General features: G+C 71.9%; 24 protein-coding genes. 12 read left to right on the top strand and 12 right to left on the bottom strand.

The window, feature by feature from the left end; translation table 11 throughout:
* The first annotated feature begins 62 nt into the window (after positions 1–62).
* Together Q4V64_RS04520 and Q4V64_RS04515 are read left to right on the top strand one after the other, a co-directional pair.
* On the top strand, positions 63–770 hold the full coding sequence (locus Q4V64_RS04520) for an SDR family NAD(P)-dependent oxidoreductase (protein ID WP_124437273.1): 708 nt from the start codon (positions 63–65) through the stop codon (positions 768–770).
* 101 nt (positions 771–871) lie between these two features.
* Positions 872–1702: a transglutaminase-like domain-containing protein gene (locus Q4V64_RS04515; protein WP_124437272.1), complete on the top strand. Its 831-nt coding sequence runs from the start codon at positions 872–874 to the stop codon at positions 1700–1702.
* 23 nt (positions 1703–1725) lie between these two features.
* Here the strand turns inward: Q4V64_RS04515 and Q4V64_RS04510 are convergent, their stop codons facing one another.
* Together Q4V64_RS04510 and Q4V64_RS04505 are read right to left on the bottom strand one after the other, a co-directional pair.
* Positions 1726–2925: a CaiB/BaiF CoA-transferase family protein gene (locus Q4V64_RS04510; protein WP_124437271.1), complete on the bottom strand. Its 1200-nt coding sequence runs from the start codon at positions 2923–2925 to the stop codon at positions 1726–1728.
* A 148-nt stretch (positions 2926–3073) separates the two neighbouring features.
* Entirely contained in the window at positions 3074–4306 is a 1233-nt protein-coding gene (locus Q4V64_RS04505) for an MFS transporter (protein ID WP_124437270.1), read from the bottom strand.
* 116 nt (positions 4307–4422) lie between these two features.
* On the opposite strand from Q4V64_RS04505, the gene Q4V64_RS04500 reads away from it, so the two are divergent.
* Positions 4423–5352 (top strand): NADP-dependent oxidoreductase, encoded by a 930-nt coding sequence (locus Q4V64_RS04500; RefSeq protein WP_124437269.1) that lies wholly within the window; start codon positions 4423–4425, stop codon positions 5350–5352.
* A gap of 48 nt (positions 5353–5400) precedes the next feature.
* Here the strand turns inward: Q4V64_RS04500 and Q4V64_RS04495 are convergent, their stop codons facing one another.
* Entirely contained in the window at positions 5401–5859 is a 459-nt protein-coding gene (locus Q4V64_RS04495) for a MarR family transcriptional regulator (RefSeq protein WP_124437268.1), read from the bottom strand.
* Between the two features lie 129 nt (positions 5860–5988).
* On the opposite strand from Q4V64_RS04495, the gene Q4V64_RS04490 reads away from it, so the two are divergent.
* Positions 5989–6342: a hypothetical protein gene (locus Q4V64_RS04490; protein WP_124437267.1), complete on the top strand. Its 354-nt coding sequence runs from the start codon at positions 5989–5991 to the stop codon at positions 6340–6342.
* Between the two features lie 65 nt (positions 6343–6407).
* Here the strand turns inward: Q4V64_RS04490 and Q4V64_RS04485 are convergent, their stop codons facing one another.
* Positions 6408–7397 carry a helix-turn-helix domain-containing protein gene (locus Q4V64_RS04485; RefSeq protein ID WP_124437266.1) on the bottom strand — a complete coding sequence of 330 codons (990 nt, stop codon included), beginning with the start codon at positions 7395–7397 and terminating at the stop codon, positions 6408–6410.
* Between the two features lie 1081 nt (positions 7398–8478).
* The gene (locus Q4V64_RS04480; RefSeq protein WP_124437265.1) at positions 8479–9453 is read right to left on the bottom strand and encodes an alpha/beta hydrolase; all 975 of its coding nucleotides are present in this window, start codon (positions 9451–9453) and stop codon (positions 8479–8481) included.
* Between the two features lie 246 nt (positions 9454–9699).
* Between Q4V64_RS04480 and Q4V64_RS04475 the strand changes: the two genes are divergently transcribed.
* Positions 9700–10671, top strand: coding sequence for a TerC family protein (locus Q4V64_RS04475; protein ID WP_124437264.1), 972 nt, complete (start codon positions 9700–9702; stop codon positions 10669–10671).
* Between the two features lie 378 nt (positions 10672–11049).
* Here the strand turns inward: Q4V64_RS04475 and Q4V64_RS04470 are convergent, their stop codons facing one another.
* A complete protein-coding gene (locus Q4V64_RS04470) occupies positions 11050–12408 on the bottom strand; it encodes an MFS transporter (protein WP_124437263.1) in 1359 nt (452 codons plus the stop codon).
* 56 nt (positions 12409–12464) lie between these two features.
* Here Q4V64_RS04470 and Q4V64_RS04465 point away from each other — a divergent pair, with 56 nt between their 5' ends.
* Positions 12465–13448, top strand: a complete 984-nt coding sequence (locus tag Q4V64_RS04465) for a metalloregulator ArsR/SmtB family transcription factor (RefSeq protein WP_124437262.1) — start codon at positions 12465–12467, stop codon at positions 13446–13448.
* 275 nt (positions 13449–13723) lie between these two features.
* Here the strand turns inward: Q4V64_RS04465 and Q4V64_RS04460 are convergent, their stop codons facing one another.
* Positions 13724–13954, bottom strand: a complete 231-nt coding sequence (locus Q4V64_RS04460; RefSeq protein WP_124437261.1) for a hypothetical protein — start codon at positions 13952–13954, stop codon at positions 13724–13726.
* A 116-nt stretch (positions 13955–14070) separates the two neighbouring features.
* Here Q4V64_RS04460 and Q4V64_RS04455 point away from each other — a divergent pair, with 116 nt between their 5' ends.
* Positions 14071–14976 (top strand): LysR family transcriptional regulator, encoded by a 906-nt coding sequence (locus tag Q4V64_RS04455; protein WP_124437260.1) that lies wholly within the window; start codon positions 14071–14073, stop codon positions 14974–14976.
* Between the two features lie 107 nt (positions 14977–15083).
* On the opposite strand, the gene Q4V64_RS04450 is transcribed toward Q4V64_RS04455, so the two are convergent.
* Positions 15084–15647 carry an NAD(P)H-dependent oxidoreductase gene (locus Q4V64_RS04450; RefSeq protein ID WP_124437259.1) on the bottom strand — a complete coding sequence of 188 codons (564 nt, stop codon included), beginning with the start codon at positions 15645–15647 and terminating at the stop codon, positions 15084–15086.
* 117 nt (positions 15648–15764) lie between these two features.
* Here Q4V64_RS04450 and Q4V64_RS04445 point away from each other — a divergent pair, with 117 nt between their 5' ends.
* The 3 genes from Q4V64_RS04445 to Q4V64_RS04435 all read left to right on the top strand — a co-directional run bounded on the left by Q4V64_RS04445 (position 15765) and on the right by Q4V64_RS04435 (position 19373).
* On the top strand, positions 15765–16421 hold the full coding sequence (locus Q4V64_RS04445; RefSeq protein WP_253266687.1) for a TetR/AcrR family transcriptional regulator: 657 nt from the start codon (positions 15765–15767) through the stop codon (positions 16419–16421).
* Positions 16422–16748: 327 nt separating this feature from the next.
* The gene (locus Q4V64_RS04440; RefSeq protein WP_124437257.1) at positions 16749–17795 is read left to right on the top strand and encodes a LacI family DNA-binding transcriptional regulator; all 1047 of its coding nucleotides are present in this window, start codon (positions 16749–16751) and stop codon (positions 17793–17795) included.
* Between the two features lie 141 nt (positions 17796–17936).
* Positions 17937–19373, top strand: a complete 1437-nt coding sequence (locus tag Q4V64_RS04435; protein WP_124437256.1) for a benzaldehyde dehydrogenase — start codon at positions 17937–17939, stop codon at positions 19371–19373.
* An 81-nt stretch (positions 19374–19454) separates the two neighbouring features.
* On the opposite strand, the gene trxA is transcribed toward Q4V64_RS04435, so the two are convergent.
* A complete protein-coding gene (trxA, locus tag Q4V64_RS04430) occupies positions 19455–19841 on the bottom strand; it encodes a thioredoxin (RefSeq protein WP_124437255.1) in 387 nt (128 codons plus the stop codon).
* 119 nt (positions 19842–19960) lie between these two features.
* Here trxA and Q4V64_RS04425 point away from each other — a divergent pair, with 119 nt between their 5' ends.
* Complete coding sequence (locus Q4V64_RS04425) at positions 19961–21394, top strand: NAD(P)/FAD-dependent oxidoreductase (RefSeq protein WP_124437254.1); 1434 nt, start codon at positions 19961–19963, stop codon at positions 21392–21394.
* A gap of 23 nt (positions 21395–21417) precedes the next feature.
* Here the strand turns inward: Q4V64_RS04425 and Q4V64_RS04420 are convergent, their stop codons facing one another.
* A complete protein-coding gene (locus tag Q4V64_RS04420; protein ID WP_124437253.1) occupies positions 21418–22062 on the bottom strand; it encodes a peptide deformylase in 645 nt (214 codons plus the stop codon).
* Positions 22063–22210: 148 nt separating this feature from the next.
* On the opposite strand from Q4V64_RS04420, the gene Q4V64_RS04415 reads away from it, so the two are divergent.
* Complete coding sequence (locus Q4V64_RS04415) at positions 22211–23614, top strand: PepSY domain-containing protein (protein WP_124437252.1); 1404 nt, start codon at positions 22211–22213, stop codon at positions 23612–23614.
* A 76-nt stretch (positions 23615–23690) separates the two neighbouring features.
* On the opposite strand, the gene Q4V64_RS04410 is transcribed toward Q4V64_RS04415, so the two are convergent.
* Positions 23691–24038 carry a tetratricopeptide repeat protein gene (locus Q4V64_RS04410; RefSeq protein ID WP_124437251.1) on the bottom strand — a complete coding sequence of 116 codons (348 nt, stop codon included), beginning with the start codon at positions 24036–24038 and terminating at the stop codon, positions 23691–23693.
* Between the two features lie 64 nt (positions 24039–24102).
* On the bottom strand, positions 24103–24546 hold the full coding sequence (locus Q4V64_RS04405) for a winged helix DNA-binding protein (RefSeq protein WP_124437250.1): 444 nt from the start codon (positions 24544–24546) through the stop codon (positions 24103–24105).
* Positions 24547–24656: the final 110 nt, after the last annotated feature.

Raw genomic sequence — 24656 nt, 5'->3', positions numbered from 1 at the left:
CCCGCAGTCCCAGGAAGAGGCGTCTCCTGGCTGATCGCGCCGCGGCGCCGGAGGCTGGGTGCATGACGACAACACTGATCACCGGAGCGAACAAGGGGCTGGGCTTCGAGACCGCCCGCCGACTCGTCGCAGCAGGTCACACCGTCTACGTCGGAAGCCGGAACGCCGAACGCGGACGCCGGGCCGCCGAGCGACTCGGCGCCCGGTTCCTCCACCTCGATGTCACCGACGACGCCTCCGTCGAGGCCGCGGCGAAGAGCGTCGAGGCCGACGGTGGGCTCGACGTCCTGGTCAACAACGCCGGAATAGAGGCGAGGGGAGAGGGCAACACCGTGATCGGCGCCGCCGATGTGACCGCCGACCAGATGAGCACGGTCTTCGACACGAACGTCTTCGGCGTGGTCCGCGTCACCCACGCGTTCCTGCCACTGCTGCGGCGTTCGGCGTCGCCGGTCGTGGTCAACGTCAGCAGCGGCCTGGCCTCGCTGACCGCGGTCTCCGACCTGAACACACCGGCGTACGCCTACCCGGGCGTCGCCTATCCGGCCTCGAAGGCCACGGTCAACATGATCACCGTGCAGTACGCGAAGGCGTTCCCGGCCATGCGCATCAACGCCGTGGAGCCCGGCTTCACCGCGACGGACCTGAACGGCAACACGGGCACGCAGACCGTCGAGGAGGGCGCCGAGATCATCGTACGCATGGCCCAGCTGGGCGCCGACGGCCCCACCGGGGGCTACTTCGACGCGGACGGCCCACTGCCCTGGTAGGGCTGCGCACCGGTGGGCGACCCGGTCGATCAGCTGCCTGCACGGCCGACTGCCCGCCGAGCGGCCCGCATTGTCAGTCCGGCCCGTTACCATCCCCGACCATGACGGATGACCTGCTCGACCACTCCCGGCCCGGACCTCTCACCCGCCTCCGCACCGAGCAGTTGGACCTGCTGGAAGGGCTGCCGGACGATCCGGTCGGCATCTGCGCCGCCGTAGGGACACTGTTCATCCAGCCGTACGACGCCACCCGACTCGGCGTTCCGGAGAGCCGGATCGCGGAGAAGAACATCCGCCCGGTGAGCGAGCTGGTCGCGGCGCTGAGCGTGCTCGACGCCGCCCCGCTGCACCGGGCCCGGACGCCCGAGAAGCGGGTGGTGGGCACCTGCCGCCACTTCGCCACCCTCGCCTGCGCGGTGCTGCGCGCGCGGGGAATCCCCTCCCGGGCCCGCTGCGGCTTCGGCACCTACTTCGTGGAGGGGCGCGGCTTCGATCACTGGATCACCGAGTACTGGAACGCCGACGAGCACCGCTGGGTGCGCGTCGACACCGAGCATCTGGACAAGGACTACGTCGCACACCCCGACGACCTCGCGCCGGGCGAGTTCCTGACCGGGGGCGAGGCCTGGCTGCGGTACCGGCGCGGTCTGGTCGACCCGCACACGTTCGGGACGGCCGGCACCGATCACGCCTGGGGGCCCGCCGAGATCAGCGGCAACGCCGTTCGCGATCTGGCCGCGCTGTGCAAGCGGGAGATGCTGAACTGGGACGAGTGGGGCCGTATGACCGAGGCCTACGAGGGCAGGACGGGGCCCGAGTACGACGAACTCGTCGACACCGTGGCCGATGCCTGCGCCAAGGAAGACCCGGCGGCCCTGACGCGCCTGTACGCCCATGACCACCTGACGGTCCCTCAGGACATGGTCGGCTGAACCGGCTCCCGCGCGGGAAGCGGTCAGATCACCGCGGCGGCGCGCAGCGCCTCGATGTCGTCGTCGGTGCGGCCGAGTTCCGCGAGGATCGCATCGGTGTGTTCGCCGACCGCCGGTACGGGGTCCATACGGGCGGACAGTCCCGCCAGGTCGGCCGGCGGAAGCAGCGCCCGCACCAGGGCGCCGCCGGGCACGCCCACCTCGCGCCAGCGGTCGCGGGCGGCCAGGACCGGATGGTCGAGGAACGCGGCGATGTCGTTCACCCCCGCGCACGCGATGCCGATCCCCTCCAGGTCCTCGAGGATCTCCTCGGCGCCGGAGCGGGCGACGCGTTCGGCGACGACGGCGTTGAGCTCCTCGCGGTGGGCGACGCGGTCGGAACCGGTGGCGAAGCGCGGGTCGTCGGCCAGTTCCGGCCGGCCGAGGAAGCGGGTGCACAGGGCGACCCACTCGCGCTCGTTCTGGATGGAGAACAGCACGTCCTTGCCGTCGGCGGCGGTGTAGGCGCCGTACGGCGCGATGGTCGCGTGCTGGGTGCCCAGGCGCGGGGGCTGGGTGCCGCCGTACCGCGTGTAATAGGCCGGCTGGCCCATCCACTCCGCCAGCGCCTCGAACAGGGACACCTCCACCGGGTGCGCCGTGCCGGTGGTGGCCCGTGTGTACAGCGCCGTGAGGACACCGCTGTAGGCGTACATCCCCGCGGCGATGTCGGCGACGGAGATCCCGACCCGGGCGGTCTCCTCGGCGGTTCCGGTCAGCGACACCAGACCGGTCTGGCACTGCACCAGCAGGTCGTACGCCTTGCGGTCGGCCCACGGGCCGGAGGTGCCGTAACCGGAGATCGTGCACGGAATCAGCCGCGGGTACCGCTCGGCGAGGACGTCGACGCCGAGGCCGAGCCGGGCCGCCGCTCCCGGCGCGAGGTTCTGGACGAACACGTCGGCACCGCCCAGGAGTTGGTGCAGGATCTCGCGGCCCCGCGGGTCCTTGAGGTCCAGCGTGAGGGACTCCTTGGAGCGGTTGAGCCAGACGAAATAGCTGGAGTGGCCGTGGACGGTCGTGTCGTAACGGCGTGCGAAGTCCCCGTCGCCCGGCCGCTCCACCTTGATCACCCGGGCGCCGAGGTCGGCGAGTTGTCGGGTGGCGTAGGGAGCGGCCACGGCCTGCTCCAGGCTGACCACCGTGATCCCGGACAGGGGCAGCTGGAGCTGCGGAACGCTCATGCGGCCCATTTGTACGGCCGGATCCGAGAGGCTGTCAACGCCGGCCCGGCCCCCTCACCTGTGCTTTCCGCTGCTCAGGGCTTTGAGGGCTGCCTCGGCGAGATCGTGGTCCCGCTCGGGGGCGACGCCGTGGCCGTGCGGGTACGGATCAGTGCCGTACGGCGGTAGGCACGCTCGCGGACGTGTCGGCCGGCTCGGCCCCCTCGGACTTCGCCACGACCCGCCCGGCGGCCGACCGGCCACGGCGGTCGAGGGACGCCGCGAGGAAGGACAGCAGTAGCGCGGTGCCGGCGAGGAGTGCGCCCACCCAGTTGGGCGACGTGTAGCCGAGGCCGGCGGTGATGACGAGGCCGCCGAGCCAGGAGGCCAGCGCGTTGCCGAGGTTGAAGGCGCCGATGTTGGCGGCGGAGGCCAGCGTGGGGGCCGCCGAGGCCTGGTCGAGCACCCACTTCTGCAGCGGCGGCACGGTCGCGAAGCCCAGCGCGCCGATCAGCGTGAGGGTGATCGCGGCGAGCACCTTGTCGTGAGCGGTGGCCGTGAACAGCAGCAGGGCCAGGGACAGCGCGGCGAGGGCGGTGAAGAGCATGGGCATCAGGGCGCGGTCGGCGAACCGGCCGCCCACCAGGTTGCCCAGGAACATGCCCGCGCCGAAGAGGACCAGTAGCCAGGTGACCGCCCCGGCCGAGTAACCGGCGACCTCGGTCATCATCGGCGTGATGTAGGTGATCGCGGCGAACACACCGCCGTAGCCGAGGACCGTCATCGCCATCGCCAGCCAGACCTGTACGTTGCGGAAGGCGGCGAACTCGGCGCGGACGTCCGCGGTCTCGGGGCGGCCCGCTTCGGGCACGAGCCCGGCCACACCGAGCAGGCCGACGACGCCGAGCGCGGCGACGAGGGTGAAGGTGACGCGCCAGCCCGCGGCCTGGCCGATGTAGGTGCCCAGCGGGACGCCGACGATGTTGGCGACGGTCAGCCCCATGAACATCAGCGAGATGGCCGAGGCCTTCTTCTGCGGTGCGACCAGATCGGCGGCGACCACGGAGCCGATGCCGAAGAAGGCGCCATGGGCGAGCGAGGCGACGACCCGGCCGACGAGCATCACGCCGAAGGACGGAGCGAACGCGGACACCGCGTTGCCGAGGACGAACAGGCCCATGAGGGACATGAGCATCTTCTTGCGGGAGACCTTCGTGCCCAGGACGGTCAGCAGGGGTGCGCCGAAGACGACGCCGAGGGCGTAGCCCGAGACGAGCCAGCCGGCGGTGGGGATCGACACGCCGAAGTCGTCGGCTACCTCGGGCAGAACGCCCATGATCACGAACTCGGTGGTGCCGATACCGAAAGCCCCGATGGCGAGGGCCAGGAGCGCGAGGGGCATGGTGTGCGCCTTCCATGCGGTTGTGTGCGAGGGTTGGATTGCGTGCGATGTTTACGAGCGAAGACAATAATTGCAGGCGCGGGCTATATGCAAACGCGTGTGGTTACATGGAAGGTATGAAGGCCATGACACTGCAGCAGTACGGTCAGCCCGAAGATCTGAAACTGACGGACCACCCGGACCCGAAGGTCGCCCCCGGCGAGGTTCTCGTCCGCGTGAAGGCCGCCGGTGTGAACCCGGTGGACTGGAAGCTCGGTGAGGGACTCCTCGACGCCCTCATGGAGACGCGCTTCCCGATGATCCCCGGCTGGGACGTGGCCGGAGTCGTCGAGCGGGTGGGACTGGACGTGGAGGAGTTCGCGCCCGGCGACGAGGTGTACGGCTACGTCCGCAAGGACTCCGTGCAGCTCGGCACCTACGCCGAACTGGTTTCCGCACACGTGCGCCTGCTGGCGCGCAAGCCGGCCTCGCTCACCTGGGAGCAGGCCGCCGGAGTGCCGCTGGCCGGCCTGACCGCCTACCAGTCCGCCAAGCGTGTCGGTGTCGGCGCCGGCGAGACCGTCCTGGTCCACGCTGCGGCCGGCGGGGTCGGCATGTTCGGCGTCCAGATCGCCGCCGCGCTCGGCGCCCGCGTCATCGGAACCGCGAGCGAACGCAACCACGACTTCGTGCGTGAGCTGGGAGGCGAGCCCGTGACGTACGGCGACGGGCTCGTCGACCGGATCCGCGCGCTGGCCCCGGACGGCGTCGACGCGGCGCTCGACTTCGTCGGCGGCGAAGCGGTGGGCGTCTCGCGGCAGGTCCTGAAGAGTCCCGAGCGGGTGGCGTCCATCGTCGACACGGACGCGTTGGAGAAGGGCGGCCACTACGTGTGGGTGCGCCCCGACCCGGCCGATCTGGCGGCGCTCGCCGAGTTGGCCGACCAGGGGCGGCTGACCGTGCACATCGACCGGGCGCTGCCGCTGTCCGAGGCCGCGGAGGCCTGGCGCATCAGCCGCGACGGCCACACCCGCGGCAAGCTGGTGCTGACGGTCGGCGAGCGCTGAGGCTCACGCCTCTTCCGCGACCCCGGCCACGTCGACGTGCCCGGGGTCTCAGGCGGGGACGCGCAAGGTCTCCACGGCTCGTACGAGCGGGGCGAGCTCGGGATTGCGGGCGGCCTCGTCGAGTGCCTCCCGCAGGGCGGCCTCGTTCGTGGGACGGGCCTCTCCGAGCAGCTCGAGGCCCGCCTCGGTGACGTCGGTGTAGATGCCGCGGCGGTCCGTGGGGCACAGATAGCGGGACAGCAGCCCGCGGTCCTCGAGGCGGGTCACCAAGCGGGTGGTCGCGCTCTGACTCAGGACGACCGCGTCGGCGACCTGCTTCATCTGCAGATGGCCGCCCACTCCGTCGTGCTGGCGGCTGAGCACGTCCAGCAGGGAGTACTCGCGCACGCTCAGGTCGTGGCCCGCCTGCAGAGCGCGCTCGATGTGGGCCTCGATCTTCCCGTGCAGCAGGGACAGGGCGCACCAGCCCTGCGCGAGGGCGGTCAGCGCCGGGTCTGTGGCGGTCATGGAGCCTGCTCCTCCGTCCCGAGGTGACTGTCGTCCAGGATAAGGCATCTTTGAAACTTCCAGCGGGTGCGCGTAGAGCGCGTATGCAAGCATCTTCTTCGCAACCCTTTGAGATCGGAGAGCGATTCCATGAGTGCCCGGCGAGCGACCACGACCCTCTGGCGCCCCACCGGGCCGAAGGAGCTGGACCTGGTCCGCGAGCTGAACTGGCGCGCCTGGCCGCCGCGGCTGCCCGAGCAGCCGATCTTCTACCCGGTTCTCGACGAGGACTACGCGGTGCGGATCGCCCGGGACTGGAACGTCAAGCACGACGGCGCGGGCTTCGTCACCCGCTTCGAGGTCGACGCGGAGTTCCTGAGCCGATACCCCGTCCAGCAGGCGGGCGGGCGGACGATCCTCGAACTGTGGGTGCCGGCCGAGGAACTCGACGAGTTCAACGCCCACATCGTCGGCGAGATCCAAGTCGTACACGAGTTCCGTTGACGGTTGACGGTTGACGGCTTCGCTTGACGGCTGCTGACCGCAGCGGCCGGGCCGGGCCGACCCCGCTACGGTCGCGCCAAGTGCCGCATGGCCAGGGCCAGTTGCAGTCTGAGCCGGCCCTGAGGCGTGCGCACCGGCCAGCGGAGCAGGTGCTCGGCGTGGGTCAGGCGGTCCTGGAGCGTGGAGTGGTGGACGTTGATCTCGGCGGCGGCCGCGCGCAGGCTCGCCGTCGACGCCACCGCGTGCAGGGTGGACAGCAGCCAGGGCGCGGCCGCGGCGGCCGCTTCGAGGTCGCGGACGTCGGGCGGTGGTTCGGCGCCGGGAGCGACGAGGTCGGCCAGCAGGGCGACGCCGCCGAGCTCATCGGCGTACATCACGCGCTGGCCGGGGTCCTGCGCGGTGCCCTCCGCGGTGAAGCGCAGGGCGGTCCGGGCGGCAGCCCAGGAATCCGGCAGGTCGAGCACCGGCACGGCAGGGCCGACCCCCACGCGCCCGGTGGGCGGTTCGGCGTCGGTGTGCGCGGGGAAGATCCGGGGCCGGCCGTCGTGCGGGGCCAGGGCACGCGCAGGGGCGGCGAGGTCCAGGCCCAGCCGCCGGGCCGCGTGCAGCCGGGCCGGTTCCGGTGCCGTGGGGTCCAGAACCGTCTCGACCAGTGCGGGATCGTCGGCGGGCGCCCGGCCCCGGGTGCGGTCGAGGACGAGTCGTATGGCGCCCACGGCCCGCTCCAGGATCACCGCGTCGACCACGCTGGGCGCCGCCTCGGCCCGCTCGAGCCACAGGGCGGGCGCCCCGTCCGGCGTCAGGGGCGCTGACGGCCAGGCCGGATCGGGCGGGAGAGCGGTGTCCCGGCGCGTGCCGTCGGCCACCACGCGGACGTGCACCCGCCGCTCGGCGTCGACCAGCCGAGCGGGCACTCCGGCCAGCACGGCGGCACCGCGCACCAGGGCTTCCAGACCGGCGCGGGACTCGGCCAGTCGGTCGAAGTAGGCGATGACCTGGACGGCGGCACCGGCGTCCGGATCCAGCGCGGTCAGGCGCCCGGCCAGCTCTTTCATAGGCCCCATGGTGCGCCATGCGGCCACCGTCCGGGGACCCCTGGCACGCGACGGCCCGCTGACGTGCGGAAACGTTCCGGCAGTGGTCCCGGACCCGGACCCGAGGCAGGGCTTCCCGGACGGGCGTGAGACGCCGAGCAAGCAGCCTGCGCAGCCACTCCAGCTGGGCGGCCCGGGCTGCTGCGACAGGGCGGCCTGTGGGGCGAGGCGCCGGGCCACCTGTGCAGCTTGATGGCCCATGTACGTGCTTCTGCGTCGCCGCGTCCGGAAGCCGTCCGCAGGACCCCAGGAGACTGGCGGAACGTTCCGGCAGTCGTCCGGCCCGGACGACCCGAGGCAGCGTTCCCCGGACGGGTGTCAGCCGCCCTGCAGTCGGCAACGGCCACTTCGGCTGGGTGGCTGGTGCTGCTTGCGGCAGAGGTGCCTGTGGGGCGGAGCCGGCGGGTCATTCGTGCGGTGTGGCGGCATCCGCCCGGGCTTCTGCCCTGGCGGCGTCCGGAAGGTGTCCGTGGGGCCTCAGGTGGAGGGAGGGTGGCGGGGATGTTCCGGCAGTGGTCCCGGCGCGGGCGATCCGAGGCGGCGTTCCCGGGACGGGTGTCAGCCGCCCTGCAGTCGGCAACGGCCATTCCGGCTGGGTGGCTGGTGCTGCTTGCGGCAGAGGTGCCTGTGGGGCGGAGCCGGCGGGTCATTGGTGCGGTGTGGCGGCATCCGCCCCCGGGCTTCTGCCCTGGCGGCGTCCGGAAGGTGTCCGTGGGGCCTCAGGTGGAGGGAGGGTGGCGGGAATGTTCCTGCAGTGGTCCCGGCGCGGGCGATCCGAGGCGGCGTTCCCGGGACGGGTGTCAGCCGCCCTGCAGTCGGCAACGGCCATTCCGGCTGGGTGGCTGGTGCTGCTTGCGGCAGAGGTGCCTGTGGGGCGGAGCCGGCGGGTCATTGGTGCGGTGTGGCGGCATCCGCCCCCGGGCTTCTGCCCTGGCGGCGTCCGGAAGGTGTCCGTGGGGCCTCAGGTGGAGGGAGGGTGGCGGGATTGTTCCTGCAGTGGTCCCGGCGCGGGCGATCCGAGGCGGCGTTCCCGGGACGGGTGTCAGCCGCCCAGCAGCCTGCGCAGCCACTCCAGCTGGGCGGCCCGGGCGGCCTGTGACAGGGCGGCCTGTGGGGCGAAGCCGTCGAAGCCGTGGAAGCCGCCCGGCCACACGTGCAGTTCGGCCACTCCGCCCGCCTGCCAGATTCGTGAGGCGTAGGCGACGACCTCGTCCCGGAAGGTCTCCGCGGAGCCCACGTCGAGGAAGGCCGGCGGCAGCCCGGACAGGTCCTCGGCCCGGGCCGGTGCCGCGTACGCAGGTACGTCCGGACCGCCGCGCCGCTCGCCGAGCAGTGCCGTCCAGCCGGTCTCGTTCGCCGTACGGTCCCAGACGCCCAGGCCCGCCATCTGGTGCGAGGACGGGGTGTCGTTGCGGTCGTCCAGCATCGGGCACATCAGCAGCTGGCCGATCGGCCGCGGCCCCTTGCGGTCCCGGGCGAGCAGGGCCAGCGCCGCCGACAGGCCCCCGCCGGCGCTGGCGCCCGCGATGACGATGCGCTCCGGGTCACCGCCGATCTCCGTCGCGTGCTCCGCCGTCCACACGAGGCCGGCGTAACAGTCCTCGACCGGGGCGGGATGCGGATGCTCCGGCGCCAGCCGGTACTCCACCGACACCACGACCGCGCCCAGCTCCTTCGCCCACGCCAGGGGCCCGTCCACGCCGACGCGGTTGGTGCCGAGGATCATGCCGCCGCCGTGCACGTGGTAGACGACGGGCAGCGGTCCGGCGGCCTGCGGGGCGGCGGGACGGCAGATCAGCAGGGATATCTCGGGAGCGTCCTCGGGCCCCGGAACCGTACGTTCCTCGACCTCGAAGAACCCGCCCATGGTCAGGTCCAGCTCGGCCAGCATCTGGATCGCCGGGCCCTGGCGTACGACATCGATCTCGTCCAGAGCGAGACCGGGCGACAGTACGTCCTTGATCAGGTCCAGGGCGGCGGCGAGCTCCGGGTCGAACGGGGGTGGGACATGACTCATGGGTTTCTCCTCACGCGGGGCGCGGCGGCTCGTGGCGTCATGATTCGCGTACCGGCTGCCGTCCGGGCGCCGCCGTACGGCGGAACCTGCCCGCCGTACGGCGGGTGGCACCCGGCGGCTTCCGGACACGCCCGCGCGTGACCTGCGGATCTTTACCAGGACGTGGCCTGTTCTTCACCTGCTGTCGGCGGCAGGGATCGAAGGTCCTGACGATGCTGTCGATGCCCCCACGCACCAGGAGTACCAGTGAACGTCTCTGTCACCATATGGCTGCTGACCATAGCTGCCCTCTGCGCACTCGTCGCCGCGGACTTCCTCATCGGAAGAAAACCCCATGACGTGTCGATCAGAGAGGCGGGGACCTGGACGGTCGTCTGGGTCGTCCTCGCCTGTGTGTTCGGGGTCGGACTGTACTTCTTCGGCGGAGCGGGGCCCACCGGCGAGTTCTTCGCCGGGTACATCACCGAGAAGTCGCTCAGCGTCGACAACCTCTTCGTCTTCGTCCTGATCATGGGCAAGTTCGCGGTGCCGTCGCAGTACCAGCAGCGGGTGCTGATGGTCGGCGTCATCGTGGCCCTCGTGCTGCGCGCGGGCTTCATCGCCGCCGGAGCGGCGATCATCTCCGCCTTCTCGTGGGTGTTCTACCTCTTCGGCGCCTTTCTGATCTGGACCGCCTGGAAGCTGGTCCAGGACGCCCGCAAGGAAGGGCACGAAGAGGAGTACGAGGAGAACAAGCTGCTGAAGATGGCGGAAGAGCGCTTCGGCGTGGCCGACCGCTACCACGGCACCAAGCTGTTCATCACCGAGAACGGCAAGCGGATCATGACCCCCATGCTGGTCGTGATGCTCGCGATCGGCTCCACCGACGTCCTGTTCGCCCTGGACTCCATCCCCGCCATCTACGGGCTGACCCAGGACCCGTACATCGTGTTCACCGCCAACGCCTTCGCCCTGATGGGCCTCAGGCAGCTGTACTTCCTCATCGGCGGGCTGCTGAAGAAGCTGGTCCACCTCAGCTACGGCCTGTCGATCATCCTCGGCTTCATCGGCGTCAAACTGGTCCTGCACGCGCTGCACGAGTCCGGGGTCCACGTCCCGGAGATCAGCATCCCCTTCTCGCTCGGCTTCATCGTGCTGGTCCTGGCGGTCACCACCCTCACCAGCCTGCGGGCGGCGAAGAAGCAGGAGGAGACCGCCGATACGGAACACGTCGCATAGGGGCTGCTCACTCCGTCGCGAGGGCGGCCTCGGCGCGCATCTGCACGCAGTCGAACTCCACGCCCCGACCCGTGGCCGCCTCGCGCGTGACCGGCCGCCAGTTGCAGCCTGCGCCCGTCCGTCCCGGCAGGCGCCACTTTCGACGCAGGCCCTGGCTAGTGCCGCGGCAGGCAACGTTCGCCCCGTCGCGACGCCCGGCACGCTCCCCCACTGCCCTAAAGGCGTGGGAGGTGCCCCCACTCGCCGCACCGGGCACAGACCCAAGTACATCCAGTACGAGGGACTGCGCCCGGCACGCCGAGAGCACGCGCCGGACGCCGCTCCTTGACGGGCAAACGTTGCCTGCCGCGGCACTAGGAGCCGAGCCGCGTCCCGGTGTCACCGAGGGTGACGTCGCGCAACCGTCCCCCGGACGATCCGTTCCCGTCCCGGGCCAGGACCCAGGTGTTCTGGGCGGCGGCGGTGGTGGTGGTCACCTTGTATCGGCCGTCCCGGCTCGGCAGATCGGCGCCCGGCCCCAGGGCGTCCGGACCCGCCCGCCGCCCCGCGAGACATGTGGCGGGTGAGAGCCACTGCGGCGAGCGTGGCGACCAGGGCGCACACCCCCGGCCAGCCGAAGCCGTCGTAGGCTTGCGTTCCCAGCCAGGAGCCCAGGGTGCCGCCGAGGTAGGTGCAGGTCATGTACGCGGTGTTGAGCCGGCTGCGGACGTCGGCGCCGAGCGCGTAGATCCGCACCTGGTTGGCGACCATTGCGGACTGCATGCCGATGTCGAGCAGCAGGGTGCCGGCGACCAGGGCGACGAGCCCGGGCCCACCACCGAGACCGGCGAAGGCCAGGACCAGCGCCGACGCACCGACCGCGAGAAGGCACACGAGGCTGACCGGATCAGGCCCCCTGCGGTCCACCAGACGCCCCGCGAGGGGCGTGCACAGCATCGTCGCCCCGTTGACCAGGGCGAGCAGCCCGACCGCCCGCGTGCTCATGCCGTACGACGGGCCGGTGAGCAGGAACGCGACGCCGGTCCACACGGCGGAGAAACCGGCGAACACCGTGGCCTGGTACACGCAGGAGCGGCGCAGTTCGGGTTCGGTGCGCAGCAGTCGCAGCGGCGCGGCCAGCAGTGCCGGGTAGCGCTCGGCGGACGGCGGCGCAGTCGTCGGCAGGGTGCGGGCCAGGAGTGCGGCCACCGTCAGGGAGAGCGCCGCGGCCAGCACGTACGGCGCTCGCCAGCCCAGCCAGTCGCCGAGGGCGCCGCCGGCGGTACGGGACAGCAACATGCCGGCGAGGGAGCCGCTGAGCAGGGTGCCGCCGACCACGCCCCGGCGTTCCTCGGGCACGAGTCCGGCGGCGAGCGGTCCGGCGAACGGGGCGATCACCGTCGTGAGACCGACCAGGACGGACGCGGCGGCGAGGGGCATCAGGGACCGTGCGACGCTCGCGGCGAGCAGGCCGAGGCCGGTCAGCGTGAGCAGGGCGGCGATCAGCCGGCGCGGGGCCAGCCGGTCGCCGAGCGGCACGAGCAGGAAGATCCCGGCCGCGTACCCGAACTGGGTCGCGGTCACCACCGAGGCGGCCGTACCGGGGGAGACACCCAGGCCCGTGGCCACCAAAGGGCTGACGGCCTGCGGGAAGTAGACGTTGCCCACGGCCACGCCGCAGGCGAGGGCCAGCAGCGCGATGAGCCCGGGACCGGCGTACGGGGGCGCTGTACGCTGCCGATGGATGTGATCCGTCATGACCCGAAGCCCACCGCACGGGCGCGCGGCGGCCAAAGGATGTAGCCGGGGACTTAATGATCAGCTTCCTGCTCGACGTCGAGGACCTCGCGGACACCCGGTTCGCGATCTCGCCGTTGCGCGAGGTGATGGGCAGTCTGCGTGCCCTGCGCGCCCCGGGCCTCTACCCCCTGCACCGGCCCTGGCGCGAGTCCGTGCTCGCCGGACTGGACCCGGCCGACGCCCGGCTGCTCGCCGCTCTGGTCGGACCGACCCTGGTGCTGCCCGACTTCCTGACGCCGAGGCCCACGACCTTCGCGCCCACGATCGACGATCAGCTGGCCGTCGTACGTGCCACACCCACGGAGGTCGTACGGCGCGACCTGACGGCCGTCCACGCGCCCGGGCCGTTGCCCGACGCGCTGCGCGCGGTGACGGCGCCCGGCGACGACCTGCAGGCCGAGCTGTGCGACGTCCTGCGCCGGTACTGGGAGTCCGCCCTGCTGCCGTCCTGGCCGCGCATGCGGCTGGTGCTGGAGGCGGACATCACCCACCGGGCACGCCAGTTGGCCACGGGCGGCGCGCATCTGCTCTTCGCCGACCTGCATCCGAACCTGCGCTGGGACGGCGGAGTCCTGCGCGTCCACAAGATGATCGGCCGGCACCACGTGGACGGATCCGGCCGGGGACTGCGTCTGGTGCCGTCCCTGTTCGCGCACAAGCCGGCGCCACCCGTCAGCGCCGAGGAGCCGCCGATGCTGGCCTACCCGAGCCGGGGCACCGCCACCCTGTGGGAGCCGGTCCCGGAGCCCGACTCCTCGGCGCTCTCCGCGCTGCTCGGCGCGCCCCGGACGACGGTCCTCAGACTGCTGGCCGAACCGCTGCCCACGGTCGAGATCGCCCGGCGGCTCGGTGTCACGCCCAGCGCCGTCTCCCAGCATCTGAAGGTGCTGCACGCGACGGGCCTCGTCACGCGGGCCCGCGACGGACGCCGGGTGCTGTACCGGCGCAGCGCGCTCGGCGACCAGCTAGTGCCCCGGCAGGCAACGTTTGCCCGTTGAGGAGCGCCCGCCGCGCAGCGGCCAAAGACCGCAGCCGGTGCGTGCTCTCGGCGTGCCGGCCGGAAGGCTCCGTCGATGGACCGGACGTACTTGGGCTTTCGGCCGGTGCGGCGAGTGGGGGCACCTCCCACGCCTTTAGGGCAGTGGGGGAGCGTGCCGGGCGTCGCGACGGGGCGAACGTTGCCTGTCGGGGCACTAGCCGCCGGTGCCTGAATGCGGTGGTCAGCTACGGCGGCGCCCGCAACGGCGAGTTCCGCAAGACGCGGCCCCGCCGTTCAGCAACTGGCCGGGCAACTGGCCGGGCTCGACTGAGCGCCGGCGGGCCGGCTGCGGGAGACGATCCGCATGCCGCGCTCGTCGACGACCCGGACCTGCAACGAGCCGCACCCGCAGCGCGTCCACACCGTGCGGCCCGCCGCCGTGCTGTGCCGGGACACCACCTGGAAGGGCTCGGCGCCGTCGGGCCATCCGCAGTGCGGGCAGACGGCACCGGTCGTGCTGGTCATCGGGAACTCCTTCGTACGGAAATGGCTGGTTGCCGTCGCGACACAGCCAGGGTGCGTCGGAGTCTTCGTACACGTCCAGGTTGACTTTGTGCACCGCACCTTGAAGCGTGTCCTTCATGATTGATCTGCGCCGGCTCCACGTCCTGCGGGCGGTCGCGCACTACGGAACGGTCACCGCCGCCGCCCGCGCCCTGCACTTCACCCCGTCCGCCGCCTCCCAGCAGATCCGGCAGCTGGCCCGCGATCTGGGCGTCGACCTCCTGGAACCACAGGGGCGCGGGGTCCGGCTCACCCCGGCCGCCGAGAGCCTGCTCGCGCACGCCGACGCCATCCAGGCCCGCTGGGAAGAGGCCGAACTCGACCTGCGCGCCGACTGCGGCGAGCCCGCCGGGCCGCTGCGCATGAGCGGCTTCCCGCTGGCCGTCTCCGTGCTGCTGGCGCCCATGGCGGCCCGGCTGCGGGCCCGTCATCCGCGACTGGACCTGCGCATCCAGGAGGCGGAGGTGCCGACGAGCTTCGACCTGCTCTTCGAGGGGGCGATCGATCTGGCGATCGTCGAGGCGACGGTGTACAACCCACCCCTGAGCGACGCCCGCTTCGACCAACAGCCGCTCCTGGACGACCCGTTCGACCTCGTCGTGCCCGAGGGGCACCCGCTGGCCGGGCGCGAGGACGTCGACCTCGCTCAGGCCGCGCACGAGGACTGGGTCGCCCCGGTGCTGGACAGCCCCTGCCGTCCGCACGTGCTGTCGGCGTGCGGCGAGGCCGGGTTCACGCCGAACGTGGTCCACCACGCGATGGACTGGAACGTCGCCGCCCATCTGGTCGCCCACCGGCTCGGCGTCGCGTTGATCCCGCGGCTCGCCCAGCTCACCCCGCACCTGCCGATCGCGCGGGTGCGCTGCACGGGCAACCCGCACCGCAAGCTGCTCACCTGCACACGACGGGGCGGCCGGGCGCGCCCGGCGATCGTGGCCGCGCTGGAGGAGTTGCGGGAGCTGGCGCCCACGGCGGTGGCCTGACGCGAGACGGAGAAGGGGGCCGGAGTTCCTGGCCCGCCCGCTGCCGCACGGGCCTGGCGGCGGACCAGGAGTTCCGGCCCCCTTCTCCGGGGAACTCAGGGCACCGCTCAGGCGGCAGCCGCCTCACCGGCGTTGCTGTGCAGGTGGGTGACCACCTCGGCCAGCTGCGCGGCGACCTCGGCGTCGTCGGCCGGGTGGGTCTCGGCGAAGCGGGTGAGGGAACCCGGGATGGAGAGCTTGACGTCCTCCAGCACCTTGCCGCCGGCGATGCCCACGGCCTTGCGGGCCTCGTCCTGCGCCCATACGCCGCCGTACTGGCCGAAGGCGGTGCCGACCACCGCGACCGGCTTGCCGCCGAAGGCACTGGCGCCGTACGGGCGGGACAGCCAGTCGATGGCGTTCTTCAGGACGGCCGGGATGGTGCCGTTGTACTCGGGCGAGAAGAGCAGGAAGGCGTCGGCGCCGGAAGCGGCCTCGCGCAGCTTGGCGGCGGCGGCCGGGACACCGCCCTCGACGTCGATGTCCTCGTTGTAGAAGGGCACGTCGGCCAAGCCCTCGAAGAGCACCACGTCGGCGCCCTCAGGAGCGTGCTTGGCGGCGGCCTCGGCGAGCTGGCGGTTGGTCGAACCGGCGCGAAGGCTGCCGACGAGCGCGAGGATGCGAACTGACATGAAGAACTCCCAGAGACTGAAACACTGCCGTAACGATCCGGACCGAGGTCCGCTTAATGTCTAGCATCATAACCGGACCACGGTCCAGTTTTCTTCCCGATGCTTTACGCTGTTTTCATGTCCACCGCCCCGCCCTCCAGTCCGAAATCCTGGGAGCCGGTCCTGCAGCCGGAGTTGCTGCAGGTCGGGTCCGTCGAGGACGAGCCCTGCCTGCGCGCCGACGCCGCGCGCAACCGGGCCCGGCTCCTCGAGGCCGCCGCACAGCTGGTGGAGGAGCGCGGGGCGAACGGGGTGACGATGGAGGCGGTGGCCGCCGCCGCGAACGTGGGCAAGGGGACGGTCTTCCGTCGCTTCGGCGACCGCACAGGTCTGCTGAACGCCCTGCTGGACCACTCCGAGAAGAAGTTCCAGGCCGCCTTCCTCAGCGGACCCCCGCCGCTCGGACCCGGGGCACCCCCCGTCGAGCGGCTCCGGGCGTTCGGCTGCGCCCTCCTGCGCCGCTCTGCCGACGAACTGGAGCTGCAACTGGCGGCCGAGGCGAGCCCGGACCGCCGCTTCTCCGTACCGGCCCGCCAGGTGCAGCGCAGCCACGTCACCCTGCTGCTGCGCCAGGCGGTGCCGGACGCGGACTGCGAGCTCCTCGCCCATGCGCTCATGGGGTCCCTCAGCCCCGACCTGATCCATCACCTGACCCGGCAGTGCGGGATGCCGATGGAGCGCCTGGAGGCCGGTTGGTGCGACCTGGTCGACCGGATGACGGCTACTTCCGACTAGTGCCGCGACAGGCAACGTTCGCCCCGTCGCGACGCCCGGCACGCTCCCCCACTGCCCTAAAGGCGTGGGAGGTGCCCCCACTCGCCGCACCGGCCGGAAGCCCAAGTACGTCCAGTACGAGGGCTTCCGGCCGGCACGCCGAGAGCACGCACCGGACGCCGCTCCTTGAAGGGCGAACGTTGCCTGTCGCGGCACTAGGCCTGCTGCGAAAGTGGCGCCTGCCGCGCGACGCCACTTTCGCAACAGGCCCAGGGCCTGTCCGGCACAACTGTCGTAAACCGTCAGGAAGTTCCCCCGCTCGAAACTCCCGGCACAGGTTCTGCAAAGATGCGGTACGTCATGGTGCAGATACCGAAAACGCCCGCGCCCGCGTCGCCCGTACCGCGCTCCGTGCCCACGAGCGCCGATGTGGCCCGCCTGGCCGGAGTCTCGCGCGCGACCGTCTCCTACGTCCTCAACAACACCAGCGCCGTCCGGATCAGCGAGCCCACGCGCCGCCGCGTCCACGAGGCCGCCAAGGAACTCGGGTACGTGCCGCACGCCGCGGCCCGCAGCCTGCGCGCCGGGCACAGCCGCCTGGTCCTGATGCCCGCGCCGACCTTCCCCGTCGGCCCGCTCTACAGCCAGTTCATCAGCGAACTCCAGTGGGCGCTCGCCCGCCTCGACTACACGGTCGTGCAATACGGCACGGTCGGGCTGCACGGCGACGAGGCCGCCCGCGCCTGGGCCGAACTGCGCCCGGTGGCCGTGCTGGTGCCGGGCTCCCACCTCGGCCCCAAGGGCGTGACGGTGCTCAAACGCTCCGGCGCCCGGGCCGTGGTCACCCTGGGCCCCGACTCGGTCGAGGGCGCCCATGCCCTGCTCATGGACCACGAGGCCGTCGGCCACAGCGCCGGCGCCCACCTGTACACCCGCGGCCGGCGCCGCATCGGCGTGGTCGTGCCCGAGGAGCCCGGCCTGGAGTCGTTCTCCGTGCCCCGCCTCAAGGGCGTACGGCAAGCCCTGCACGGCACGGACGCCACCGTCACGGACCTGCCCCTCGCCTACGAGGAGACCGCCGCCGCGCGGCTCGCCGCCCGCTGGGGCGATCTCGGCCTCGACGCCGTGTTCGCGTACAACGACGAGTACGCCATGCTGCTGATGCGTGCCCTCAAGGACGAGGGCGTCCGCATCCCGCAGGACACGGCCGTGATCGGCGCCGACGACCTGATGCTCGGCCGACTGCTGCGGCCCCGCCTCAGTACGGTCCACATCGAACTGCCCTCCGGCCGCGACCTCGCCGAACTGGTCGACGACGCGGTACGCAATCCCACCGCCGAACCCGAGACCCACAAGGTGCTCGGCGCGTCCGTGGTCCACCGCGATTCCAGCTGACGACCGGCTGATCCACGCCGACAACCGCGGATGCCTGTACGCGGTTACGGCACCTTCACCTGGCCAGTATGTTGCGTGTTCAACTAGGCGGGCATGCGTGCCAGTGCCATGAACCCCGCCGGTGACGAACGGAGAGCCGTCATGCCCTTGCTCGACCCCCAGACCTGGCAGCCCCACCCCTTGTCGGGCCCCGCACACGCCGTCACCGAGCCCGCCACCGGCGACACGCTCGGCACCGTCACCCTCGCCACCGCCGAGGACGTCGACAAGGCCGCCCAGGTCGCCCGCACCGCCCAGACCGAGTGGGCACGCGTCCCCCACTTCGTCCGCGCCGGGGTACTGCGCAAGGCGGGCGACCTGTTCGCCGCGCACGCCGACGAACTGCGCGACTGGCTCGTCCGCGAGTCCGGGTCCATCCCGGGCAAGGCCGACTTCGAACTGCACGTCGCCGCCCAGGAGTGCTACGAGGCCGCCGCCCTCGCCTCCCGCCCGGCCGGACAGGTGCTGCCCACCGAGGCGCCCCGCCTGTCCTACACGCGCCGCGTCCCGGTCGGCGTGGTGGGCGTGATATCCCCCTTCAACGCCCCGCTGATCCTGTCCATCCGTTCCGTCGCCCCGGCCCTCGCGCTCGGTAACGCGGTCGTCCTGAAGCCGGACCCGCGCACGGCGGTCTGCGGCGGACTGTCCCTCGCCGCGGTCTTCGCCGAGGCGGGTCTGCCGGAGGGCCTGCTGCACATCCTGCCGGGCGGCCCGGAGGCCGGTCAGGCCCTGGTCGCCGATCCGCGCGTGCCGGTCATCTCCTTCACCGGCTCCACTGCGGCCGGCCGGGCCGTGGGCGAGGCCGCCGGCCGCCACCTCAAGCGCGCGCACCTGGAACTGGGCGGCAACTCCGCCCTGATCGTGCTGGAGGACGCCGACCTCGACGCGGTGATCTCCACGGCGGCCTGGGGCTCGTTCTTCCACCAGGGCCAGATCTGCATGACCACCGGCCGCCACCTCGTCCACCGCTCCCTGTACGAGGAGTACGTCGACCGGCTCGCGGCGAAGGCCGACTCGCTCGCCGTCGGTGACCCGTACCGCGAGCAGGTGCACCTCGGCCCGGTCATCGACTCCGGCCAACTCGCCAAGGTGCACGGCCTGGTGGAGGCCAGCACGTCCGGCGGCGCCAAGCTGGCCGCGGGCGGCACGCACGACCGGCTCTTCTACCGGCCGACGGTCCTCGCGGGCGTCGACGACCACTCACCCGCGTACACGGAGGAGGTGTTCGGCCCGGTCGCGCCCGTACGGTCCTTCGACACCGCCGACGAGGCGGCCGCCCTGGCCGCGGACGGTCCGTACGGCCTCTCGCTCGGCATCGTCACCAGGGACACCACCCGCGGCCTCGACCTGGCCGAGCGGATCCCGACCGGCATCGTCCACATCAACGACCAGACCGTGAACGACGAGGCCGTCGCCCCCTTCGGCGGAATCGCCGCGTCCGGCACCGGCGCCCGCTTCGGCGGCGAGGCCAACCTGGAGGCCTTCACCGAGGTGCGCTGGACGACGGTGCGCGGCGATGTGGCGACGTACCCCTTCTGATACTTCTTATACGAGCTGATACGAGCTGATACGAGCTGATACGAGCTGATACGACGGTCTACGGCCGTCCGGTACGGCTGCTCACTGGCCGTTTCCCTCGGCCTGGGCCTGCTGCTCGGCCACCGACTTGCGGACCTCGTCCATGTCCAGCTTGCGTGCCTGTCCGATGACGTCCGTCAGGGCGGCCTCGGGCAGCGCGCCGGGCTGCGCGAACACGGCGACCTGGTCGCGGACGATCATCAGCGTGGGGATCGACTGGATGCCGAAGGCGGCGGCCAGCTCGGGCTGCGCCTCGGTGTCCACCTTGCCGAACACCAGGTCCGGGTTCTCCTCGGCCGCCTTCTCGTACACGGGTGCGAACTGACGGCACGGACCGCACCAGGAAGCCCAGAAGTCGATCAGGACGAACTCGTTGTCCGTGACCATCTGGTCGAAGTTCTCCTTGGTGAGCTCCACGGTGCTGCTCATGACGTGATCCCTCTTCCTGGTGTCGGGGCGAAGCCGCTGGCACAACAAGGCCGCCCTGGTTCGTATTCCGCGCACGTACCCGTGTGGCCACGGCGCACACCACCCACCAGACTGACCCCATGACGGAATCGGAATCCATCGCGTACGACGTCGTGGTGCTCGGGGCCGGGCCCGTGGGGGAGAACGTCGCCGACCGCACCCGCGCGGCCGGCCTGTCCACCGCGGTCGTGGAGAGCGAGCTGGTCGGCGGCGAGTGCTCGTACTGGGCGTGCATGCCCAGCAAGGCCCTCCTGCGCCCGGTCATCGCCCACGCCGACGCCCGCCGCCTGCCCGGTCTGAGCGGAGCGGTGCAGGGCCCCCTCGACGCGGCCGCGGTCCTCGCACGACGGAACGACTACACCTCCCACTGGAAGGACGACGGCCAGGTCCAATGGCTCGACGGCATCGGCGCCGACCTCTACCGCGGCCACGGCCGGCTCGCCGGCCCGCGCACCGTGGCGGTGACCGGGCCGGACGGCGAACGGCACGTCCTGACCGCGCGGCACGCCGTGGCCGTCTGCACCGGCACCCGCGCCGCCCTGCCCGACCTGCCCGGACTCGCCGACGTGCGGCCGTGGACCAGCCGCGAGGCAACCGCCGCGCAGGAGGTGCCCGGCCGTCTGGTCGTGGTCGGCGGGGGAGTGGTCGCCACCGAGATGGCCACCGCCTGGCAGGCCCTCGGCTCGCAGGTCACCATGCTGGTCCGGGGCAAGGGTCTGCTCAACCGTATGGAGCCGTTCGCCGGCGAACTGGTCGCCGAGGCGCTCACCGAAGCGGGCGCCGACGTCCGCACCGTCACCTCGGTCGAGTCGGTGACCCGCGAGGACGGCACGGTCGTCGTCGTCACCGGCACCGGCGACCGTATCGAGGCCGACGAGATCCTCTTCGCCACCGGCCGCGTCCCGCGCACCGACGACATCGGCCTGGACACGATCGGCCTGGAGCCCGGTTCCTGGCTGGAGGTCGACGACAGCCTGCGCGTCACCGGCAGCAAATGGCTGTACGCGGTCGGCGACGCCAACCACCGCGCCCTCCTCACCCACCAGGGCAAGTACCAGGCCCGCATCGCGGGCGCCGCGATCGCCGCCCGGGCCTCAGGAGTGCCGATCCTGGAGTCCGACCCCTGGGGCGCCCACGCCGCCACCGCCGACCACGCCGCCGTCCCGCAGGTCGTCTTCACCGACCCGGAGGCCGCCTCCGTCGGGCTCTCGCTGGCGGAGGCGGAGCAGGCCGGACACCGCGTCCGCGCCGTCGACTACGACCTAGCCTCGGTCGCCGGGGCCGGCCTGTACGGCGACGGCTACCGAGGGCGCGCCCGCATGGTCGTCGACCTGGAGCGCGAGATCCTGCTCGGCGTCACCTTCGTCGGCCCCGGCGTCGGCGAACTGATCCACTCGGCGACCGTCGCGGTCGCCGGCCAGGTGCCGGTCAGCAGGCTGTGGCACGCGGTGCCGTCGTATCCGACGATCAGCGAGGTCTGGTTGCGGCTGCTGGAGGCCTACCGGGACAACTAGTACTCCGAAGTGCAACTGGAGTACTAGGGCAGCTGGAAGCCGAGGGACGCGGCCGCCTCCTGGGGGGTCGGCTGCGTCCACCGCTCGGCCATCGCCTGGTTCGAGGACAGCGAGCGCGACTCCGCGCGGTCGAGGTACAGCGTGCCGTCGAGGTGGTCCGTCTCGTGCTGCACGATCCGCGCGGGCCAGCCGGTGAACACCTCGTCCACCGCACGTCCCCGTTCGTCCTCGCCGGTCAGCCGCACCTCGGCGTGCCGGGCCACCACGGCCTGCCAGCCCGGCACGCTCAGGCAGCCCTCGAAGAACGCGGCACGGGCGGTGCCGACGGGTTCGTACGCCGGATTGACCAGCACCCGGAACGGCTGCGGCACCCGCCCGCGCACCAGCCGCACCTCCTCCGGCACGGGCGCCGGATCCTCGATGACGGCGATCCGCAACGGCACCCCGACCTGCGGTGCGGCGAGGCCCACGCCCGGTGCCGCATGCATGGTCAGGCGCAGGGCGTCGATGAATCGGCCCAGCAGCGCGGGCTCGAGCTGTCCCTCGAATCGCTCGGTGCCGCAGCGCAGCACCGGGTCGCCGGCCACCACGATGGGCAACGGTCCGTCCGTGGCCAGGAGTTCCTCGACCAGCTCGGCAAGGGGCGCGCGATCACGGGGAAATGCCATCGCGCCAGGATGCCACGGCCCTTCGGGGCGCCGCCGCCCCCTCGTGTGACACAGGCCACTCAATTCGCCGGGAACTCGGCGCCGTTCGCATCCGACATCTGGAGCGTCACAGCCGAGAAACGTCCCCAGCCCCGGGAGAAGCCCGCCGATGTCCACCGCTCCCTCGACCACCACGGACGAGGCCCCCCAACCCGCCGCCGACCCGGCGCCGTCCCCCGGCAGTTGGGCCCCGCTGCGCCCGCTGGTCCTGCGCCTGCACTTCTACGCCGGAGTGCTCGTCGCGCCGTTCCTGCTGGTCGCCGCCGTCACCGGCTTCCTCTACGCAGGCGCGTTCCAGGCCGAGAAGCTCGTGTACGCCGACGAGATGACCGTCTCCGCCGTCGGCGACAGCAAGCTGCCGATCTCCGAGCAGGTCGCCGCCGCCCGCGAGGCGCATCCCGGCGGAACGATCTCGGCCGTACGTCCCTCGCCGGAGGACGACGCCACCACCAGGGTGCTGCTGGCGGGGGTCAAGGGCGTCGACCCGGACCACACGCTCGCCGTGTTCGTCGACCCGTACACCGCCAAGGTGCGCGGATCCCTCGAACAGTACGGCGCGACCGGCGCGCTGCCGCTGCGCACCTGGATAGACGAGTTCCACCGCGACCTGCACCTGGGCGACACCGGCCGCCTCTACAGCGAGTTCGCGGCCAGCTGGCTGTGGGTGATCGCGGCCGGCGGACTCGTGCTGTGGTTCTCCCGCCGCCGGGCCCAGCGCAAGGTGCGTGGCGCCGGCGGGCGCCGCCGTACCCTCGGCCTGCACGGCACCGTCGGCGTCTGGGCCGCGCTCGGCTTCTTCTTCCTCTCGGCGACCGGTCTGACCTGGTCGACCTACGCCGGGGCCAACATCGACGAACTGCGCACCTCGCTCGGCCACTCCACCCCGTCGGTCACGGCGACGGCGGGCGGCGAGCACTCGGGCCACGGCGCGTCGGCCTCGGCCGGGGACGCCGAGCACGGCGTCGGCCTGGACAAGGTCCTGGCGGCCGCCCGCGCGGAAGGACTGGGCGACCCCGTCGAGATCGTCCCGCCCGCCGACTCCTCCTCGGCGTACGTGGTGAAGCAGGTGCAGCGCAGCTGGCCCGAGAAGCAGGACTCGGTCGCGATCGACCCGACCAGCGGCGAGGTCACCGACGTCCTGCGGTTCGACGACTACCCGCTGCTCGCCAAGCTGAGCCGCTGGGGCATCGACCTGCACACCGGCGTCCTGTTCGGCCTGGTCAACCAGATCGCCCTGATGGCCCTCGCCCTCGCCCTGATCCTGCTGATCGTGTGGGGCTACCGCATGTGGTGGCAGCGCGGCCGCGGTTCCGCCTTCGGCCGGCCGGTCCCACGCGGCGCCTGGCAGCGGGTGCCCCCGCAGATCCTCCTGCCGTGTGTGGCGGTCATCGCCGTGCTCGGCTACTTCGTGCCGCTGCTGGGCATCCCGCTGGCCGCCTTCATCGCCGTGGACGTACTCCTCGGCGAGATCGCCCACCGGCGGGGCGGACGCACCCCTGCCGGTGTGAAGTAGCGCGCCGGGGCGGGGATGGACATGGCTCGGGCCCGGCTCCCGGAGAGGGAGTCGGGCCCGAACGACGCGTGGCGCGTCAGAGCTGCTCGAAGTCGCCCGCGAGCGCCGAGGCGAGGCGCAGGTGCGGCTCCGCCTCTTCCTGCCGACCCTGCCGCTCCAGGGTGCGGCCGAGCATCAGCCGGGCGTAGTGCTCCACCGGGTCGCGCTCCACGATGACCTTCAACTCGGCCTCGGCGCGCCGCAGCTGGGCCGAGTGGTAGTAGGCGCGCGCCAGCAGCAGCCGCGGTCCGGTCTGCTCCGGCACCTCCTCGACCAGCCCGCTCAGGGTGCGTGCCGCGGCGGCGTAGTCCTTCGCGTCGAAGAACATCCGCGCGCGCTCCCAGCGCTCCGTCGGCGTTCCGTGGTCGTAGTACGTCGTGTTCACCGCTGACCTCCTTCGAGGCCTTGAACCCCGAAGGATGGTTAAACATTCCACCACTTTCCTCCCGCTACTGGGAGAGGGTGGCCAGCTCCGTGTTCGCCCGCTCGGTGACCAGGCCCAGCACGCGTCCGGCGGCCGCCAGGTCCTCGGCCGGGATGTCCGCGTAGATCCGGGCGGAGATCTCACCGGTCTCGGTGCTCGCCAGTTCATACACGTCCCGCCCGGCCTCGGTGACCCGAACCCGCGTCGCTTCGGCCGCCACGAGCTCCTTGGTGAGCAGTTCCTGGACGACGCCGTGCACGTCCGCCGCGTCCACCTTGAGCGCGTCGACGACCTGCCCGACGAGTCCCTCGCGCTCGACGGGGGCGTCGGCGACGGCCGCGAGGCGCAGGGTCACCAGCTGCTGGAACGTCATGCCGTAGCGGGCCAGGACGGACTCCAGGACGGCGCGTCCGGCGTAGTGGGCCAGACCGATGACTCGGCCGTCGACGGTGGGTGCGGTGATGGTCATGACTGCTCCTCAGCTCCTCGGTATCGCTGGATACAGTACATGTAAACCATATACATGGCTACTAATATCATGGCTACTGATGACCGAGGGCTCGTTGACCTGACGCGGAA

Origin of the sequence: Streptomyces sp. NL15-2K (assembly GCF_030551255.1) — a bacterium.
Taxonomy (GTDB): domain Bacteria; phylum Actinomycetota; class Actinomycetes; order Streptomycetales; family Streptomycetaceae; genus Streptomyces.
This window is presented reverse-complemented; position numbering and strand designations above follow the sequence as displayed.

Bases quoted from the DNA above. Each gene is read 5' to 3' on its own strand.
- Q4V64_RS04520 (WP_124437273.1), top strand. From the start codon at position 63: ATGACGACAACACTGATCACCGGAGCGAACAAGGGGCTGGGCTTCGAG.
- Q4V64_RS04515 (WP_124437272.1), top strand. From the start codon at position 872: ATGACGGATGACCTGCTCGACCACTCCCGGCCCGGACCTCTCACCCGC.
- Q4V64_RS04510 (WP_124437271.1), bottom strand. From the start codon at position 2,925: ATGAGCGTTCCGCAGCTCCAGCTGCCCCTGTCCGGGATCACGGTGGTC.
- Q4V64_RS04505 (WP_124437270.1), bottom strand. From the start codon at position 4,306: ATGCCCCTCGCGCTCCTGGCCCTCGCCATCGGGGCTTTCGGTATCGGC.
- Q4V64_RS04500 (WP_124437269.1), top strand. From the start codon at position 4,423: ATGAAGGCCATGACACTGCAGCAGTACGGTCAGCCCGAAGATCTGAAA.
- Q4V64_RS04495 (WP_124437268.1), bottom strand. From the start codon at position 5,859: ATGACCGCCACAGACCCGGCGCTGACCGCCCTCGCGCAGGGCTGGTGC.
- Q4V64_RS04490 (WP_124437267.1), top strand. From the start codon at position 5,989: ATGAGTGCCCGGCGAGCGACCACGACCCTCTGGCGCCCCACCGGGCCG.
- Q4V64_RS04485 (WP_124437266.1), bottom strand. From the start codon at position 7,397: ATGAAAGAGCTGGCCGGGCGCCTGACCGCGCTGGATCCGGACGCCGGT.
- Q4V64_RS04480 (WP_124437265.1), bottom strand. From the start codon at position 9,453: ATGAGTCATGTCCCACCCCCGTTCGACCCGGAGCTCGCCGCCGCCCTG.
- Q4V64_RS04470 (WP_124437263.1), bottom strand. From the start codon at position 12,408: ATGACGGATCACATCCATCGGCAGCGTACAGCGCCCCCGTACGCCGGT.
- Q4V64_RS04465 (WP_124437262.1), top strand. From the start codon at position 12,465: ATGATCAGCTTCCTGCTCGACGTCGAGGACCTCGCGGACACCCGGTTC.
- Q4V64_RS04460 (WP_124437261.1), bottom strand. From the start codon at position 13,954: ATGACCAGCACGACCGGTGCCGTCTGCCCGCACTGCGGATGGCCCGAC.
- Q4V64_RS04455 (WP_124437260.1), top strand. From the start codon at position 14,071: ATGATTGATCTGCGCCGGCTCCACGTCCTGCGGGCGGTCGCGCACTAC.
- Q4V64_RS04450 (WP_124437259.1), bottom strand. From the start codon at position 15,647: ATGTCAGTTCGCATCCTCGCGCTCGTCGGCAGCCTTCGCGCCGGTTCG.
- Q4V64_RS04445 (WP_253266687.1), top strand. From the start codon at position 15,765: ATGTCCACCGCCCCGCCCTCCAGTCCGAAATCCTGGGAGCCGGTCCTG.
- Q4V64_RS04440 (WP_124437257.1), top strand. From the start codon at position 16,749: ATGCGGTACGTCATGGTGCAGATACCGAAAACGCCCGCGCCCGCGTCG.
- Q4V64_RS04435 (WP_124437256.1), top strand. From the start codon at position 17,937: ATGCCCTTGCTCGACCCCCAGACCTGGCAGCCCCACCCCTTGTCGGGC.
- trxA (WP_124437255.1), bottom strand. From the start codon at position 19,841: ATGAGCAGCACCGTGGAGCTCACCAAGGAGAACTTCGACCAGATGGTC.
- Q4V64_RS04425 (WP_124437254.1), top strand. From the start codon at position 19,961: ATGACGGAATCGGAATCCATCGCGTACGACGTCGTGGTGCTCGGGGCC.
- Q4V64_RS04420 (WP_124437253.1), bottom strand. From the start codon at position 22,062: ATGGCATTTCCCCGTGATCGCGCGCCCCTTGCCGAGCTGGTCGAGGAA.
- Q4V64_RS04415 (WP_124437252.1), top strand. From the start codon at position 22,211: ATGTCCACCGCTCCCTCGACCACCACGGACGAGGCCCCCCAACCCGCC.
- Q4V64_RS04405 (WP_124437250.1), bottom strand. From the start codon at position 24,546: ATGACCATCACCGCACCCACCGTCGACGGCCGAGTCATCGGTCTGGCC.